Origin of the sequence: Paenibacillus sp. FSL H8-0537, from assembly GCF_038051995.1 — a bacterium.
GTDB lineage: Bacteria > Bacillota > Bacilli > Paenibacillales > Paenibacillaceae > Pristimantibacillus.
The window spans coordinates 5,364,161-5,380,010 of the sequence record NZ_CP150290.1; the positions used below are offsets into that span (position 1 = coordinate 5,364,161).

The following is a 15,850-nucleotide window of genomic DNA, read 5'->3' on the forward strand; positions in this document are numbered from 1 at the left end:
GAAACCACACAAACACTTAAGGAGTTGGACAAACAAATGGGTACATTTCGTCACCAGATCAGCAGACTGCTAATGGCAGGCACACTTGCTGCAGCCATGATTATTGCCGGCTGCTCCAGCAGCGAGCAGGAGCCGCAGGCTTCAAGCCCCGCTTCGAATGCGACGGCAGCAGCAGAGACAACGGCCGAAGCTGCGGCACAGCAGCAGGCCACTGAAGCACCTGCACAGGAAGCGCAAGCTGTCACTTTGCTAACGCCAAAAGCGCCTTCGCTCATTCCGGCACTTCTTGCGGCGGACAAGCCTGCCGATACCATTGCGCTTAAAATCGAAACTTGGGATACGATTGAGCAATTGCTTGCCCGCATCCAAAACGGCGATGCCGCCTTTATTGCAGCACCGCTTAATGTAGGCAGCAATCTTTATGCCAAAGGCTTGCCGGTGCAGCTCATTCAAGTTAATACATGGGGCTCTATGTACCTCATATCGACGGATACGGAAAAACAAACGCTCGCCGATCTCGCAGGCGAAACCGTATATATTCCCGGCCAAGGCGGCCCTCCTGACACCCTGACGAAATATTTGATAAAAGAAGCCGCACTTGCTTCGGACATCGAGCTCGCCTATTCGACAATTCCGGATATGATGCAGCAGCTTGCTGCGGGAACGATCAAGCATGCTGTGCTGCCGGAGCCAGTTCTTAGCGGACTGCGCATAAAGCTGGAAGGCAAGCTGTCCCAAGTGGTCGATTATGATGCAGCGTGGCAAAAAGCATTTGGCGAAAGCTTGCCGCAAACAGGCATATTCGTCAATAGCGAATGGGCCAAAACCAATAAAGAGGCGATTGCCGCTTTCCAAAGCCAGTATAAAACAGCGCTGGAGGAAGCCATTCAGCCAGGAGCGGATCTAACGGCAGCCGCCGAAGCCTTCGGCATGCCGGAAGCTGTGCTGACGCAGGCCATGGGCAAAATCATGCTCACTTTCAAAACCGCCGCAGAGGCAAGGCAAGAGACCGATCGCTACTTTGATATATTGCTGAAACTGGCGCCAGAGTCAGTCGGGGGCAAGCTGCCGGATGATGGCTTCTACTACGCGCCGTAATCGCTTGCAGCCAATAAGTACTGCGCTGCTTCTGCTGCTGGCTTGGGCGGGAGCGGCGCGTTTGTATCCGCCGGTCATTTTGCCCGGCCCCGTCGAAACGCTGCAAGCATTAGCAGCACTCATTGCCGAAGGTCAGCTGTGGGAGCCGCTTAAGCGTACTATCGCCCGTTTTGCCACAGGCTTCGCTCTCGCCTTCCTGCTTGGAGCCGGTATAGGTGCAGCCGCCGGCTGGCGGGAAAGCGTACATGCGTTTATTCGTCCCGCCATTTCACTGCTTCAGGCGGTGCCACCGGTGTCTTGGATGCTGCTGGCCATCATGTGGTTTGGCACGAACGGTGGTGCGCAGGTGCTCATTGTAATGATAGCGCTTATGCCTGTTTTCTTTTTCAATACGGTAGAAGGGGTTAGACAAGCGCCCCATGAGCTGCTGGAAATGGCCGCCGTGTACCAAGTAAGCACTGGTAAACGGATTACTGGGATTTACATGCCCGCATTAAAGCCCTTCTGGTCAGCAGCTATTATGGTCAATCTAGGTATGGGCTGGAAAACGGTGGTCATGGCGGAGCTTATTAGCGGACATACGGGGATTGGCGCGTCGATGAATACGGCGCGGATTTACTTGGAAATGCCGGACGTTATGGCATGGACGCTCGTCATTGCCCTGCTCGGCCTATCGATGGAGCAGCTCGCACGAAAGCTGCTCCATCGCAAAGGGCCAGCAGGTGCCGAATAACATGATCTTGAAGGAGAATCGCTGATGCAGTTCGACAACATCAAGCTGAGCTTTGGCGGCAAAACGATATTCCATGATTTTTTCTTGCAATTGGGCGAGGGAAAAATCACCTGCCTAATGGGCGCCTCCGGCATTGGCAAAACATCGCTTCTTCGCTGTGCAGCAGGCTTGGAGAAGCCCGAGCAAGGCCGGGTGACTCGCAACAGCAATTGCAATTGCACTAGCACTAGCACTAGCACTAGCACTAATTTCAGCAACAACATCAGTAAAGGCAATAGCAGCAGCATCAAGCATCGCATCAGCTGCGTTTTCCAAGAGCCACGCTTGCTGCCCGGCAAAACCGTGCTGGATAATGTACTGTGGGTGCTGGGCCAAAGCAGCTCCAAGTCTGCAAAAAACAGCATCGCTCGCGATAGGGTCATTGAGCTGCTCCGCGAAGCAGGACTTGCCTCTGCCATCCATCACTTCCCCCACCAGCTCAGTGGCGGCATGCGGCAGCGTGTTTCGCTCGTGCGGGCATTCGCCGCAAGCCCTGAATGGCTGCTGATGGATGAGCCATTTCAAAGTCTTGATCCGGCCACACGGCTAAACATGCATCAGCTGCTGCTTAATCTATGGGAGAAGGACAAGCCTACCGTACTCCTCGTCACCCATGACTGCGATGAAGCATTAAGGCTTGGTTCGAGAATTGTTCTGCTTGCAGGCTCCCCCGCCTCCATAGCTTTGGACATTCATGAAGAGCAGCAGCGGATTAAAGTCAGCGACGAATACCAAATGAGCATCACGCACCCAGTGGAGACCAGCCTTGGGTCCGCTTTTAACGAAGCAGATCATAAGCGGCTAAAACAGCTCATTGGCGCGGAAACTTAAATTTAAGCCTACACCTAAGAAGCCAGCAGGGCTCGGGAAGCTTTTCCCGGCTCTGCTGGCTTCTTTTTCTTCAATCATAAGCGAACTGCGTTATTCCTCCGTCATCTCCAGGAACAGCTTTACATCGGCAGTCGTCAAAGCGACCGCTTCACGCCAGAAATCCGGTTCCTCCAAGTTGACGCCCAAATGCTTTTGCGCTAAATCCTCAACTGTCATGCGGCCGGTATCTTGCAGCAGCGCCACATAGCGGTCAGCAAAAGCTGCTCCTTCCTTCACTGCCCGTGCGTAAATGCCCGCGCTGAACAAGTAGCCGAACGTATACGGGAAGTTGTAGAAAGGCACATCCGTAAAGTAGAAATGCAGCTTCGATGCCCAGAACAACGGATGCACCTGTCCGAATGCGCCGCAGAATGCTTCATGCTGCGCTTCCTCCATCAGCTTGTTCAGCTCTTCCACGGTCAGCATGCCTTCGGCACGACGCTCATAGAAACGCGTCTCGAATAAAAACCGCGCATGAATATCCATGAAAAAGGACACCGCGCTGCTCAATTTTTCTTCCAGCAGAGCGATTTTCTCATCTTTGTCCGTAGCAGCCTTGAGCGCGGAATCCGATACGATCAGCTCTGCGAACGTCGAGGCTGTTTCTGCCACATTCATCGCATATTCCTGCGAATAGGCTGGCAAATCATTCATGACATGCTGATGGTAAGCATGTCCAAGCTCATGCGCGAGTGTCGACACATTCGATGCTGTACCCGAATACGTCATAAAAATTCTTGTCTCTTTGCTTTTCGGCAAAGAAGTACAGAAGCCTCCAGGACGTTTGCCCGGACGATCCTCAACCTCGATCCATTTATCTACAAATGCTTTTTCCGAAAAAGCGGCCAGCTCCGGGCTGAACTTCGCAAACTGCTCCAAAATTTGCGCCGCGCCCTCGTCGTAGCTGACAACCTTCTCCGCCGTACCGATGGACGCATACATGTCGTGCCAATCCATCTGCTCGACACCAAGCAGCTTCGCTTTGCGCTGCATATATTTGACCAGCTCCGGCTTGCCCTCATTGATCGCCGACCACATGGCCCCGATCGTCTTCTCGCTCATCCGGTTCATTTGCAGCGGCTCCTTGAGCGCCGAATCCCAGCCGCGCTTGCCATACAATTTCAGGCGGAAGCCCGATATTCGGTTCAAGGCGTCTGCGCACAGATCAGCCTGTTCGCCCCATTCCCGTTCCCACTCGGCAAAAGCCGCCTGCCGCACCGTACGGTCGCTAGCTGACAGCTTATTAAACATCTGTCCTGCCGAAAGCTCGCGCTTCTCGCCATCTGCATCGACATCATTAAATTTCGCCCGCGATACGACGAGATTGTACAAATCTCCCCAGCCATGATAGCCGTCCACCGCCATATCTTCGATTAAAGACTCCAGCTCCGGAGACAGCTTCTCCTTCGCCTGCTCGCGGCGCTCCGTCAAGCTGAATGCAATCTCAGCCGCTGGCCCTTCGCTGATCCACGCTGCCCAGCTGGCATCGTCCACACTCCGCAGCACATTATCGTAGCGCGTCAGCGCGCCCTGAAAAGCCGCATTCAATGTTTTAATGCGATCATTCAGAGCAGTTGCCGCCTTGTCCTTCATATTTTGCGCGGTCAAGCAAGCTACGAATGAATCCGACTGGCGCATCCGCAGCAAAACCGACTGTACAAGCTCCGTTGCCTTGTTTAAATATGTAGCTCCCTCCTGCGGTGCTGCCAGCAGCTCCTCTAGCTCCGACAGTTCCTGCTGCACCGCAGCCAGCTCCGCTGCAAAAGCCTCCGAGCCCGCTCCTCCTGCATAAATAGAGTCCAAATTCCATGTTAATGAATAATGACCAACTGACATTCGCCTATCTCCTCTCCTTGCCCAATCATCAGCCTATTAATAGGTGTGAAACTTATAATTGCTTCTATTTCACTAAAAACCGCCCGCAAGATTCGCTTTTCATTTGCGCATTCTCCGGAGGCGGTGTATAACTTAATTATATACAGATTGGAGGATTTCTACCATGTCCCAGCCTTTACAAATTTCAGCGGATACCGCAATCAAGCTGTCTAAGCAGCTCGGCATACCGATTGAACACTTAATGCATATGCCAAAGCACATTTTGCTGCAAAAGCTCGGGGAGCTCGCCAAAGCCGAAGCACAGGCGAGCGCAGCCGCTGCGAACCCTTCTGAAGATGAAGCTTCAGGAGACAAGCCTGTATGATTCCGTTTGAGAACACCTGGCCCTACGACATCATCATGAATGATATCTATGTACATGCTTGTCCATTTTGCCAGGCCAGCAATGTGTTACTCCCGATTCGTCCCAAGGAAATTCCGCTCATTCAGCAAGGCAAAAAAAAGCTGCTGGTCTTTCCCTGCTGCCACAACCGAGTAACGATCATCGATGTAGATGGCGACTATTTGCTGGCAACTGAGCGCTTGCGCAAGCTAGGCAGCTAACCAGGCAGCGCGGACAAGCCCTCCAAGCCTTTTATGAAAAATAGAGCGCCTGTCCCTTGTCTGAAGCCTCCTGCTCCCGTTCAACTAAATCAGGCTAGCAGGCAATTGCCCGCTGGCCTCACAGCAAAAACAAGAAGCTTCCGCACCCGCTGCTTACAGCGGAAATGCGAAAGCTTCTTTATTTGTACCAGACTGCTTCATGCCTGATTCGTATTAAGCAGATGTCAGTTCGCCATGCGGCTCTTGCTCCAGCATTCTGCTCGTTTCCTGCTCCTCGCGAATGAGCTGCCATTGCTCGCGGCTTGCCCGTATCATCGCGGCATCCATAATGCGCTTGTCATTCACGATGCGCGAGAACCAGCGCACAGCCTCAGCACGTTCGCCGATGCGTCTGTTCAGCTCGCCAATCAAATACATCAGCTTAGCGCCATTAAGCTCCGCGCCTTCCCCTTCAAAAACTCTTAAATAGGCTTGCAGCGCAAATCTCAGAAACCGCTGCTCTTCGGCGTGGTTGCCTTCATAGCGGTACAACCATGCAATGTGATGCAAAATGCCAGCGATAACACGTTGGGACTCGCTCACCGATTGGGCCGACAACAGCGCCAGCTTGTACGTAGCCATAGCCTGTTGAAGTGTGCGCTCTCCGCTAAACTCACGTGCAGCCCAGCGCGAGCCAATATTTTCATAATAGCTCATCTTCTGTTTATCGCTCAGCCGTTCCGTTCCATTCTCCGTCGACGCATAGCCGCATGTTGGGCATACGCGAACGACATAATAATCGGGATTTATATCCGCTTTATAATATCCGCAGAAGTCTGTGTCTGACTTCACCGCTTTCTTAAAACTAGGACGCACGCGCGAGGTTATAAAGCTTGTCTCACAGCAAATGCATTGTACTTTCGTTTCGTATAGCGGTTCCATACAGACCACATCTCCTATTCCGGTGTGTTTACAAAATGATGGGCAGGTCCTGATAGTCGTTCAATTACAAATTGTCTTAGCTCGTCCTCAATGCCTACTTCCTGTAGCGCTCTGTTCATACAATCGAGCCAAGCCTCAGCACGCTGTGGCGTAATCTCGAAAGGCATATGCCGAGCACGCATCATCGGATGGCCGAAAGCATCAGAAAACAGCGTTGGCCCTCCAAAAAACTGGGTGAGAAACATGTGCTGCTTCTCCATAACCGGATTAATATCTTCCGGAAACAGCGGACCAAGAAGGGGATGAGCTTGTACCTTCGGGTAAAATGCTTCCACAATAAGTCTTAAAGACCTATCTCCTCCAAGTGCTTCATAGAGGCTTATATTCCTATTCATCGTCATTTTCAGCTCCAATTAGTAGGTATTTAGTATTATATCACAGAAAAATTTGGCTGTCTCAACAATTTTGCCTCGTATCACCCTCCTTCCGGCCCCTTTGTCCCGGTTCGTTCTGGGCCATAAGCCTATTATAATATAATTAAGCTTGCTTTTAATTTCTATTCCCATCTAAAAGCGGCGAATTCGTGATTAATCAGACGTTATTTGAACAGCTTGCTTGCTCATTTTTACGAGCTTCACTACAAGGTCAATGAGGCAGGCAGCACAAAAAAAGACGGCACAGCGCTTAACTAGCAGCTGTACCGCCTTAATTTTCAAGCTTACAAGCCTTATTCTGCGTATCTGCTTTAAAAAAATCGGGCAGAAACATGTCATGTTTTCCGTCCAACTTTTTTATTCTTTCGCTTTGCATTTGCATAGGTGCCATTCGACATGAAGCTCTCGCCTCGCAACTTTAAAGAGCTTGCAATATACTTCTAATTACTTGTTTGGCCTGCTCCCGGGCACGCGCCGGATCGTCTGATTCGGCAATGCCGATCCCCGCTTCCGTTACCGCGCCAAACAGCATATAGGCGGGCATGTCCAAAGGCTGCCTCTTCATAAGTCCCGCTTCCATTAATTGCTCCAGCAGCAAAGTCGACAAACCAACCACGCTTTGCCGCTCCTTCTCCCGCCATTCCGTCCAGCCCAGCACTACCGGTGCGTCCCTCAATACGATTTGCCGATACTCCTTGTCAAGGCATCCCTCCAAATACGTATCGATGGCGGTCAACGCTTTTTCCCACGGGTCGCTCTTTTGTGCAATGGTCGTTGCGATTTGCTGCACCATACGATTTAGAAGCCGATCCACCACCTGGGCAAACAAATCTTTTTTATCCTTGAAATAGTAGTAGACTGCTCCTTTCGTCAGTTGTTCCCGTCTTACAACTTCATCAATTGAAGTTCCCGCATAGCCGTATTCGGCAAATTGCAATTGCGCCTGCTGCAGCAATGCTTCCTTCGTCCATTCGGCATCTTGTTTTTTTCGTCGTTTTTCGCTCATACCTGTATTATAACTGCTGAACCGCCTATTTGGAAAAGCTTTAGCCCGCAACATACTCTTGGTATGTATAACATACCGAGAGTATGTTATACTTTCTGCACAACCAAATGGGGAGGCTGATGCGATTGAAAACATTAACCATTGAGGCAGGCACCATTCGCTACCGGGATGAGGGCTGCGGCAGAACCATCATTTTTTTGCACGGAGCTTTGAGCAACGGACATACATGGCGGAAAGTTGTTCCACTCTTGTCGAGCGAATTTCGCTGCATCGTTCCCGACCTTCCGCTTGGCGGTCATGCCATTCCGCTTGCCCACAAGGCGGATCTTTCGCCGCACGGCGTTGCGCTCATTCTAGAACAGTTTATCGAAGCCCTGAAGCTTGACAACATCGTTCTTGTCGGCAATGACACGGGAGGCGCTTACGGGCAAGTTTTTGCATCGCTTTATCCGGATCGTGTTTCTCATCTTCTTCTGTGCAACACCGATGCATTTGAGGTTTTCCCTCCCAAGGCGTTTGCCTCGCTGAAAGCCGGTGTCCGCATTCCCGGCTTTACGTGGCTCATGGCCCAATTATTCCGTTGCAAAGCTTTGCTTACAACGCCTCTCGTGCTTGGCCTCCTCTCTCATCGCCTGACCAAGCATGAGGCGTCCACGCTCTATATTTCATCGTTTATTAGGCAACGCGGCATTCGGGCCGACTTCAGGAAGGTTGTAAAGGGATGGTCTCCCCGCATCACGCTACAGGCTGCCGAGCAGCTTCGCCAATTTCGCCAACCGGTGCTTGTCCTATGGGGAGCCGACGACGACAAGCTGTTTCCGCAGCAATTGGGGCTGCGGGTCGACGCTATTTTTCAACAGTCCACCTTCAAGCTGATACAAAACTCGCGTACATATGTCCAAGAGGATCAGCCAGAGGCCTTTGCAACTGAGCTCGCACATTGGCTAAACAACGCCTCTTCCGAACTCGTCCGTTAGTTGCCATAGAACCCCTTAGACTGACCAAATTGACAAAATCGGGAAAGCTGCTGCCCGTCGCTTCTGTAATCAGGCGGCTCAAGTAAGGCGGACTAATCGTCAGCTTCTCTGCAAGACCATTCAAGGAAAGCGTCTGGTCACCGAAATGGTTGCGGATATATGCGATGGCTTCGCTGGCCAAATTTCGGGTTTGCACCGTATTTAAATCGTTCAGCTTCCCAAATGCATCAAAACACAGCTTCTCCAGCCAGGCCCGCAGCTCAGCGTGACTGCGTATACGCCAAATGCGCTGATAATGATCGAGGAAATCCGCATGCCGCGTTATGCTCTCGGCAAGACCGGTTTTCGCTATTTTCTGAAGATCGGAGGCCAGCTTGGACAACGCAACCGTCGCTTGCTCTACTTTGTAGCTGCATGCTGCTGCAAGCATACGCTCGACCGCTTTGGGCAGCAGCTCCCGGTCCTGGCTTCTGACCGCTTGAAGCACAAATTCAAGCGTGCTGTCAGGTACGGAGCTGCTGTTCAAATGCATGATGTCATCTGCAAAGCCGTTATATGAAAAAAGGCCCGCATATCCATATGCGGGCTTTGTGAAAGTATAAGGTTTATTTTAGTGGTAGCCTTCGTAGTCCTCTTCTCCTGGTGCTGTAAGCGATTCCCTAATTACATAGACGAAAGCACAGACGAGGATGCCAGCGATTATACTCATTCCCATCACTCCAAGCATTCAAAGGTAATTCTATTGTACCATAAAATAATCCCGCGTCCACCCTTTTTGCAAGCGTTTTCTTTCTGGGACTAAAAATATTTTTATAGGCTTTTCCTCCTTTGCAAGTGATGGATGTCCTAGTTTGTGCATAAAGATGATAAAAGGACTTCTGCCGGGCCTACGGGCTGCTTGCCTATTTACCGGGACAAGTCCCTTTGACTGTGAAGCGCCATTTTGAGGGGAGGACTTGACCATGCTGCGCACGCTCTCGCATCCCGCTGCCTTAACAGGATTAGCCGCTGTGTTCCTTACCCTGTTAATGGCCGTATTTCCGAATGAAGCGCTGGAATCTGCCCTGCGAGGCTTATCGATATGGTGGCAGGTGCTGTTTCCTGCCCTTTTCCCCTTCTTCGTCATTTCCGAGCTGCTGCTTGGCTTCGGCATCGTCCATTTTTTCGGCAAGCTGCTGGACCCGCTCATGCGCCCGCTGTTCAAGCTCCCGGGTATTGGCAGCTTCGTTGTGGCAATGGGCTATATATCAGGCTACCCGGTTGGCGCCAGACTGACAGCCAAGCTCTATGAGCAGCAGCTCATCAACCGTACAGAGGGAGAACGGCTTGTCGCCTTTACGACGACATCCGATCCCATCTTCCTAATCGGCGCCGTATCCGTGGGCTTCTTCCACAATGCTGCTTTGGCGCCTGTGCTAGCCGCCGCCCATTATGGCGGCGCGCTCATCATCGGCCTGCTCATGCGCTTCCACGACCCGCATGCGCCGATTACCGAAGCCCGGCGCAGCAGCAGCCTGTCCGATTCTGGCACAAAGCCCGGCTCGGCAGGCCATCAGCCGCTGAATACGACAACATCTTCGCAGCACTTGCAGCACTCACAACATTCACAGCACTTGCAGCACCCACGCTCGCTGCGCCGTTCTCGCCTTGCGGAAGCGCTGAAGGCGATGCATGAGGCACGCCTGCTTGACAGGCGAGGCCTCGGCCAGCTGCTGCAGGAGGCGATTCAATCCGCGCTGCGGCTAATGATCGTCGTCGGCGGCCTCGTTGTTTTTTTCTCCGTCATTATGGAGATGCTGACATCAGCCGGCCTGATTACCGTGCTTGCTGCTATGCTGCGGCAGCTGTTCGAGCTGGTTGGGCTTCCGCCCGCCCTCGCTGATGCCGCCATCTTCGGCCTGTTCGAAGTAACGCTCGGCGCCCGCGCCGCAGGTGAAGCTGGCACAGGCCTGCTGCATCAAACGGCAATCGCAGCCTGGGTGCTGTCATGGGGAGGCTTATCCGTCCACGCCCAGGTGGCCAGCCTCGTCAGCAAAACCGATATGCGCTACAAGCCGCTTATGCTCGCAAGGCTGCTGCACGGCTTTATCGCATTTGGGCTCGTTTATGCGTTATGGGGATGGCTCGGGCCCTAATACCCAGATTTCTCGGATGAAATGTGCTGCGCACATTGAATTTACGGCTGTATTCCGATATCATTTAAGGGAACGTAACCAGAAGATTTGAAAAGGGGCTGCATTCCTTGAAATATGCCGTTATCGACAGAGGCGATTCCATATCCCAGTCACTGGCGGAACAGTTCCATACGCTCGCAGCGGAGCGCGGCTTCAACCGAAATGACGACGCGCCTGAAATTGTCGTATCCATAGGTGGAGACGGCACGCTGCTGCAGGCTTTTCACAAATATGTTGATCGCATTATGGATGTCGCCTTTGTAGGGGTACATACCGGACATTTGGGCTTTTATGCCGACTGGCAAAAAAATGAGCTTCCCGAGCTCGTCGCTTTAATGGCCGAGAAGGAGCTTAGCATCGTCCGCTATCCGCTCGCGGAAATCGAGGTCGAGACGACCGAGGGAAAATTTCATTATATGGCGCTGAACGAGTTCACGCTTAAAGGGGTAGACGGCACGCTCGTCGCTCAAATCAATGTCAATGATGAGCCCTTCGAAATGTTCCGTGGCGATGGTATCGTTATTTCGACGCCTTCAGGCAGTACCGCCTATAATAAAAGCGTCGGGGGCGCTATCGTCCATCCGTCCATTGCCTCAATACAAATTGCCGAGATTGCTTCTATTAACAATCGCGTTTTCCGGACGCTGGGCTCTTCGCTGCTGCTGCCGCAGCATCACCACTGCGACATTATCTCGAAGAAAAACCAGCGGATGCTGTTGACTATCGACCAGCTCAGCATATTGCGCAGCGACATTTTATCCATACGCTGCAATGTGTCCAGCCGCAAGGTCAGCTTCGCCCGCTATCGCCCATTCCCGTTCTGGAATCGCGTCCGCGATGCCTTCGTGGATATGCACGAAGTCTAAATCTGAGCAAGCGCCGAATAAAGAAGCTGCCCCTCAGGCAATTAGCCTGCAGGGCAGCTTCTTTTTTTTAATGAATAAACAGCTCCTCGTTCATCACACTGCCTTCTTCCTTGCCCATCTCCTTCTGCTTTCCATAACGGGATGGTGGTATTCCCACCATACGGTGGAAGATGCGGCTAAAATAAAATTCATCGCCATAGCCAACTGCGGCAGACACTTCCTTAACCGGACCTGCATTATGGTAAAGCAGGCGCTTGGCCCGCTCAATGCGCAATCTCGTTAAATATTTTATTGGCGGCTCCTTCATCGTTTGTTTAAACAGCCGGGAGTATGAGCTTGTAGTCAGTCCCGCCATTGAGGATAACGTAACCATATCGATTTTGTCATGAAAATGAGTTTGCATGTAGTGTATCGTCTTCTCAATCAGTTTCTTCGATCCATTCAACGATGTTTCTCCCATAGCGCTCACTCCTCTGGCTAATTAACCTTAGACCTTGCAGTGCTGAGCTGGCGCCTTAAGCCCCAAACGCTCACGCAATGATGCTCCTTCATAGGCTGTTCGAAACAGCCCTCTATTTTGCAGCTCAGGAATGACTTTTTCCACAAAAGCCTCCAGCCCGCTCGGGAAAATTTGCGGCATCACATTAAACCCATCCGCCGCTCCGCCGTGAAACCATTTTTCCATTTCATCTGCAAGCTGCACTGCCGTTCCCGTAAAAGCATAGTGGCCGCGCCCATTCGCAAAGCGATGGACAAACTGGCGAATCGTCATCTGCTCCTCTTCGATAAGCTCAAGCAGCAGCGATTGGCGGCTTTTCAGCGAATTAATTTCACCAGACGATTTTGCCAAATGCAGCGGTACCGGGCCATCGAGCGGGTACGAGGACAAATCTGCGGCAAATCGCCGCGATAACCGCCTCAGCGCATCCTCCATATGAACGAGCTGATTCAGCTCTTCTTCCAGCTCCCGTGCTTCCCCAAGCGTATCCGCTACGATCGGACATAGCCCAGGCATAATCAACAGCTCGCCAGCCTTTCTTCCGTATGCCGGAAGACGACCCTTGACGTCTGTATAAAAAGTACATGCTGCTTCAAAGGTTTGCTGGGCTGTAAAAATAACGTCGGCCATTTCTGCGCCCATCGCTTTGCCGCTTTCCGAGGAGCCCGCCTGGACGAGCACCGGATAGCCCTGGGGCAGACGAGGAGCATGGAGCGGCCCTTTCACCGCATAATGTCGAGCAGTTCCAACACCGTTAGTAGAGCCAGCGGTATGAACAGCGATTCCTTCCTCACAGCTGTCCCACAGCTGCTTCGCAACCTCAACAAATTCCTTCGCCAGCTGGTAGCGCTGTCCATGCTCGGGATGGGCTGCTCGGCCAAAATTAAAGGCCGTCTCATCGGCGCTTCCCGTCACAATATTCCAACCTGCCCTACCGCCGCTAATATGATCAAGCGTTGCCGCTTGCCGGGCGAGATGATACGGCTCATAGTAGGTCGTACCAACCGTGGCAATGAGGCCGATATGCCTTGTAGCAGCAGCCAGCGCCCCCAGCAGCGTAGTCGCTTCCAGCTTATTGATTTTTCCAAAATAGGCATCGCTGACAAAAATAGAATCCATCATTCCGCGCTCGGCCACCTCCGCAAGATGGCGGTAATAGACGATATCCAGCGTCTGGCGCGGCTGCATGCCGGGATGCCGCCAAGCTGCCTCATGATGACCCGTTCCGTGTACAAATACATTTAAGCGTATTTTGCGATTGTCCTCATTCAGTTGCAACGTCCCCCTTTACCGCATGGCGTGAAATGAATTAATCGGCCTTGGAAGCGCCAGTTGATCCCGCAGCGTCCCGCCATCAATCGCTGCCTGGCGAAATATCCCTCTTTTCTGCAGCTCTGGAATGAGCCGTTCTTCAACATACCTGAAGCTGTCAAGCGCAGCATGCGGCAGCAGCTCCATATGAAAACCGTCAACTGCCCCTGAAAGCTGCCACTTCCGCATCCATTCTGCTAATTGCTGTACATTTCCCTCACGGGAATGCTGAACCTCTATTGCCCCGCCTTCAAAGCCGCCACCCATTTGCAATGAGCATTCCGCATGGTTGTTGGCACTGCTTTGTACAAGCGGCGTCACACTGGCCAAAATCCGGCATTGCTCCGGCTGCCTTCCCTGCTGGCGCAGCAGCTCTCGCAGCTCGCATCCTAGCTCGGCGGCTTCCTCCAGCGATTGCGGCTCAATAATGATGACGTCTGCCCCGCTGGCTGCAGCAAGCTTGTCCGCCTGCTCCCTGATTCGAGCTACCAGTGGCGGGTAGCCTTGCGGGGGACGAGCAATATTCAGCGGGCCACGCGTACTGTAATAGCGTCCTGCATAATGGACCTCGCGCACCTTCGCTTCATCAAATTGCAGCCCTGCCTGCTTATCATACATAAGCGCATCGTCATCCCAGCTGTCCCACAATTGCCGCAAGGCTTCACCAAACTCCGCAGCGGCGGCAGCCTCGTAGCAGGGCTGGCGCATTTGCAGCTGATCGGTTCGAGCGAAATTTGCAGCGGCATTTTCCTGCCCCGGCAGCACAAGACAGCCTGCTCTGCCGCCGCTCATATAATCCAGTGCAGCCAGTTTGCGCGCCGCGTGAAAAGGTTCATGGAAGGCGGTATGGATTTCCGCAATGAGGCCAATCGTACTCGTCGAAGCCGACAAGGCCGCCAGCAAAGTAAATGGCTCCAGCACGGCAGAAGACGCGGCATCACCATTGGCCGAGCCCCTTTGACCGATAAGTCCCGTTGCGTCCAGCGGCTTCGGACTCATGCTGCTGTCCGGAACAAGGATAGCGTGCAGACAAGCACGCTCTGCCGCTTCCGCAAGCTGCACGCACTCCAGGTAATCAAGGCCATCTATTGCAACGCTCATGTACAGCTGGCGATTCTCGCTTCCACCGCCCATCATATATGAGCCTCCAGTTTATGCCTGCTGGCAGGACGACTGAACCCGTAATGCTCTCTTAATGTATTTCCCGTATATTCGGTACGGAACAAGCCCCTGTTTTGCAGCTCGGGAATGACCTTGTCGACGAAATCGCTCAGTCCATCTGGCATATGCGAAGGCATTAAATTAAAACCGTCCGCCGCCCTGCCGACAAACCACCGCTCCAGCTCGTCCGCAATTTGCAGCGGCGTACCCGTAAGCGATGCATGTCCGCGTGATCCTGCGGTGCGCATAATCAACTGCCTGAGCGTCAGCTTTTCCTTGCGGGCCATACCTTCAACGAGCTCATAGCGCCCTCGATTGCCGTTGATTTCCTCATGACGCGGCAGCAGATGGAGCGGTACTGGCTCATCGAGCGGACAATCCGTCAAATCGATCTTGAACAGTGTCGACAGCCGCTTCAGCCCATATGCAACAATCGTCAATTCATCCAGCTCACGCTGCTTGTCCTGCGCCTCAGCTAGCGTATCGCCGATAATCGGGAAAAAACCCGGCAAAATGCACAGCTCGTCCGGGCTCCGCCCAAACTCCTGCATACGCGACTTGATGTCTGCGTAGAAGGCCTGTCCACTCTCGAAGGTAGGCTGAGCAGTGAATACCGCTTCCGCCACCCTTGCAGCGAATGATTTGCCATCCTCGGATGACCCCGCCTGTACGAGCAGCGGGTGGCCTTGAGGGGAGCGCGGCATATTAAGCGGGCCGCTCACCGCGAAATGCTCGCCCTTATGATTCAGCGGATGGATTTTCGCCATATCGGCGTATAAGCCGCTTTCCTTATCGGCAACGAGCGCATCATCCTCCCAGCTGTCCCACAGCGCCTTCACTACCTCTACGAATTCGCCTGCCTTGCGATAGCGCTTGTCATGCGGCGGCAAAGCCGCATCCGTAAAGTTATAAGCTGCGCTTTCGCTTGCCGTTGTCACAATGTTCCAGCCAGCCCGTCCTGCGCTGATCCAGTCCAGTGAGGCAAATTTGCGGGCAATATGGAAGGGATCGTTAAAGGTGGTTGAGGCTGTGCCAATCAGCCCAATCTTATCGGTAACGGCGGCGATGGCTGACAGCAGTGTGAACGGCTCCAGTCCATGCAGCACTTTATGCTCAACTGTCGGAGGCAGCACTAAGGTGTCCGCGAGAAACAACGAGTCCAGCTTTCCCCGTTCAGCAATTCGTCCAAGCTCACGATAATAATTCAAATCGGTAATGCGGCGGGGATCTGTTGCCGGATGGCGCCATGACGCCTCATGATGCCCGGTGTTCATCAGAAATAAATTAATATGCATGCTCCGCTTCGCTGAAATCATTCCTTC

The 15,850-nt window shown here is 52.8% G+C and carries 17 protein-coding genes; 8 read left to right on the forward strand and 9 right to left on the reverse strand.

Annotation, left to right across the window (positions count from 1 at the left end):
• Positions 1–36: 36 nt before the first annotated feature.
• The 3 genes from MHB80_RS22625 to MHB80_RS22635 are packed head-to-tail and all read left to right on the forward strand — an operon-like array spanning position 37 to position 2,701.
• The gene (locus tag MHB80_RS22625; RefSeq protein WP_341279097.1) at positions 37–1,098 is read left to right on the forward strand and encodes an ABC transporter substrate-binding protein; all 1,062 of its coding nucleotides are present in this window, start codon (positions 37–39) and stop codon (positions 1,096–1,098) included.
• On the forward strand, positions 1,073–1,831 hold the full coding sequence (locus MHB80_RS22630; protein WP_341279098.1) for an ABC transporter permease subunit: 759 nt from the start codon (positions 1,073–1,075) through the stop codon (positions 1,829–1,831). Before MHB80_RS22625 ends, MHB80_RS22630 begins: the two co-directional genes overlap by 26 nt.
• A 24-nt stretch (positions 1,832–1,855) precedes the next feature.
• Positions 1,856–2,701 (forward strand): ABC transporter ATP-binding protein, encoded by an 846-nt coding sequence (locus MHB80_RS22635; protein ID WP_341279099.1) that lies wholly within the window; start codon positions 1,856–1,858, stop codon positions 2,699–2,701.
• Between the two features lie 90 nt (positions 2,702–2,791).
• Here MHB80_RS22635 and MHB80_RS22640 read toward each other — a convergent pair whose 3' ends face one another.
• Positions 2,792–4,576, reverse strand: a complete 1,785-nt coding sequence (locus MHB80_RS22640) for a M3 family oligoendopeptidase (protein ID WP_341279100.1) — start codon at positions 4,574–4,576, stop codon at positions 2,792–2,794.
• A gap of 163 nt (positions 4,577–4,739) precedes the next feature.
• On the opposite strand from MHB80_RS22640, the gene MHB80_RS22645 reads away from it, so the two are divergent.
• Together MHB80_RS22645 and MHB80_RS22650 are read left to right on the forward strand one after the other, a co-directional pair.
• The gene (locus MHB80_RS22645; RefSeq protein WP_341279101.1) at positions 4,740–4,940 is read left to right on the forward strand and encodes a YycC family protein; all 201 of its coding nucleotides are present in this window, start codon (positions 4,740–4,742) and stop codon (positions 4,938–4,940) included.
• A complete protein-coding gene (locus MHB80_RS22650) occupies positions 4,937–5,179 on the forward strand; it encodes a hypothetical protein (protein ID WP_341279102.1) in 243 nt (80 codons plus the stop codon). Before MHB80_RS22645 ends, MHB80_RS22650 begins: the two co-directional genes overlap by 4 nt.
• A 213-nt stretch (positions 5,180–5,392) precedes the next feature.
• Here MHB80_RS22650 and MHB80_RS22655 read toward each other — a convergent pair whose 3' ends face one another.
• From MHB80_RS22655 to MHB80_RS22665, 3 genes are all read right to left on the reverse strand, one after another.
• The gene (locus MHB80_RS22655; RefSeq protein WP_341279103.1) at positions 5,393–6,100 is read right to left on the reverse strand and encodes a DUF2225 domain-containing protein; all 708 of its coding nucleotides are present in this window, start codon (positions 6,098–6,100) and stop codon (positions 5,393–5,395) included.
• Positions 6,101–6,114: 14 nt separating this feature from the next.
• Positions 6,115–6,495 (reverse strand): globin, encoded by a 381-nt coding sequence (locus tag MHB80_RS22660; RefSeq protein ID WP_341279104.1) that lies wholly within the window; start codon positions 6,493–6,495, stop codon positions 6,115–6,117.
• A gap of 457 nt (positions 6,496–6,952) precedes the next feature.
• Positions 6,953–7,540 (reverse strand): TetR/AcrR family transcriptional regulator, encoded by a 588-nt coding sequence (locus MHB80_RS22665; RefSeq protein ID WP_341279105.1) that lies wholly within the window; start codon positions 7,538–7,540, stop codon positions 6,953–6,955.
• Between the two features lie 125 nt (positions 7,541–7,665).
• Here MHB80_RS22665 and MHB80_RS22670 point away from each other — a divergent pair, with 125 nt between their 5' ends.
• Positions 7,666–8,517, forward strand: coding sequence for an alpha/beta hydrolase (locus MHB80_RS22670; protein ID WP_341279106.1), 852 nt, complete (start codon positions 7,666–7,668; stop codon positions 8,515–8,517).
• Here MHB80_RS22670 and MHB80_RS22675 read toward each other — a convergent pair.
• Positions 8,408–9,049 carry a hypothetical protein gene (locus tag MHB80_RS22675; protein ID WP_341279107.1) on the reverse strand — a complete coding sequence of 214 codons (642 nt, stop codon included), beginning with the start codon at positions 9,047–9,049 and terminating at the stop codon, positions 8,408–8,410. The two genes, MHB80_RS22670 and MHB80_RS22675, sit on opposite strands and share 110 nt — an antisense overlap.
• 430 nt (positions 9,050–9,479) lie before the next feature.
• On the opposite strand from MHB80_RS22675, the gene ylbJ reads away from it, so the two are divergent.
• Together ylbJ and MHB80_RS22685 are read left to right on the forward strand one after the other, a co-directional pair.
• On the forward strand, positions 9,480–10,652 hold the full coding sequence (gene ylbJ / locus MHB80_RS22680) for a sporulation integral membrane protein YlbJ (protein ID WP_341279108.1): 1,173 nt from the start codon (positions 9,480–9,482) through the stop codon (positions 10,650–10,652).
• Positions 10,653–10,759: 107 nt separating this feature from the next.
• Positions 10,760–11,557, forward strand: a complete 798-nt coding sequence (locus MHB80_RS22685; protein WP_341279109.1) for an NAD kinase — start codon at positions 10,760–10,762, stop codon at positions 11,555–11,557.
• 67 nt (positions 11,558–11,624) lie between these two features.
• On the opposite strand, the gene MHB80_RS22690 is transcribed toward MHB80_RS22685, so the two are convergent.
• The 4 genes from MHB80_RS22690 to MHB80_RS22705 are packed head-to-tail and all read right to left on the reverse strand — an operon-like array spanning position 11,625 to position 15,844.
• The gene (locus MHB80_RS22690; RefSeq protein WP_341279110.1) at positions 11,625–12,017 is read right to left on the reverse strand and encodes an AraC family transcriptional regulator; all 393 of its coding nucleotides are present in this window, start codon (positions 12,015–12,017) and stop codon (positions 11,625–11,627) included.
• Between the two features lie 27 nt (positions 12,018–12,044).
• Entirely contained in the window at positions 12,045–13,328 is a 1,284-nt protein-coding gene (locus MHB80_RS22695; protein ID WP_341283053.1) for an LLM class flavin-dependent oxidoreductase, read from the reverse strand.
• Between the two features lie 15 nt (positions 13,329–13,343).
• Positions 13,344–14,504: an LLM class flavin-dependent oxidoreductase gene (locus tag MHB80_RS22700; RefSeq protein ID WP_341279111.1), complete on the reverse strand. Its 1,161-nt coding sequence runs from the start codon at positions 14,502–14,504 to the stop codon at positions 13,344–13,346.
• Positions 14,501–15,844 (reverse strand): LLM class flavin-dependent oxidoreductase, encoded by a 1,344-nt coding sequence (locus MHB80_RS22705; protein ID WP_341279112.1) that lies wholly within the window; start codon positions 15,842–15,844, stop codon positions 14,501–14,503. The genes MHB80_RS22700 and MHB80_RS22705 overlap by 4 nt, the downstream gene beginning before the upstream one ends.
• Between the last annotated feature and the right edge of the window lie 6 nt (positions 15,845–15,850).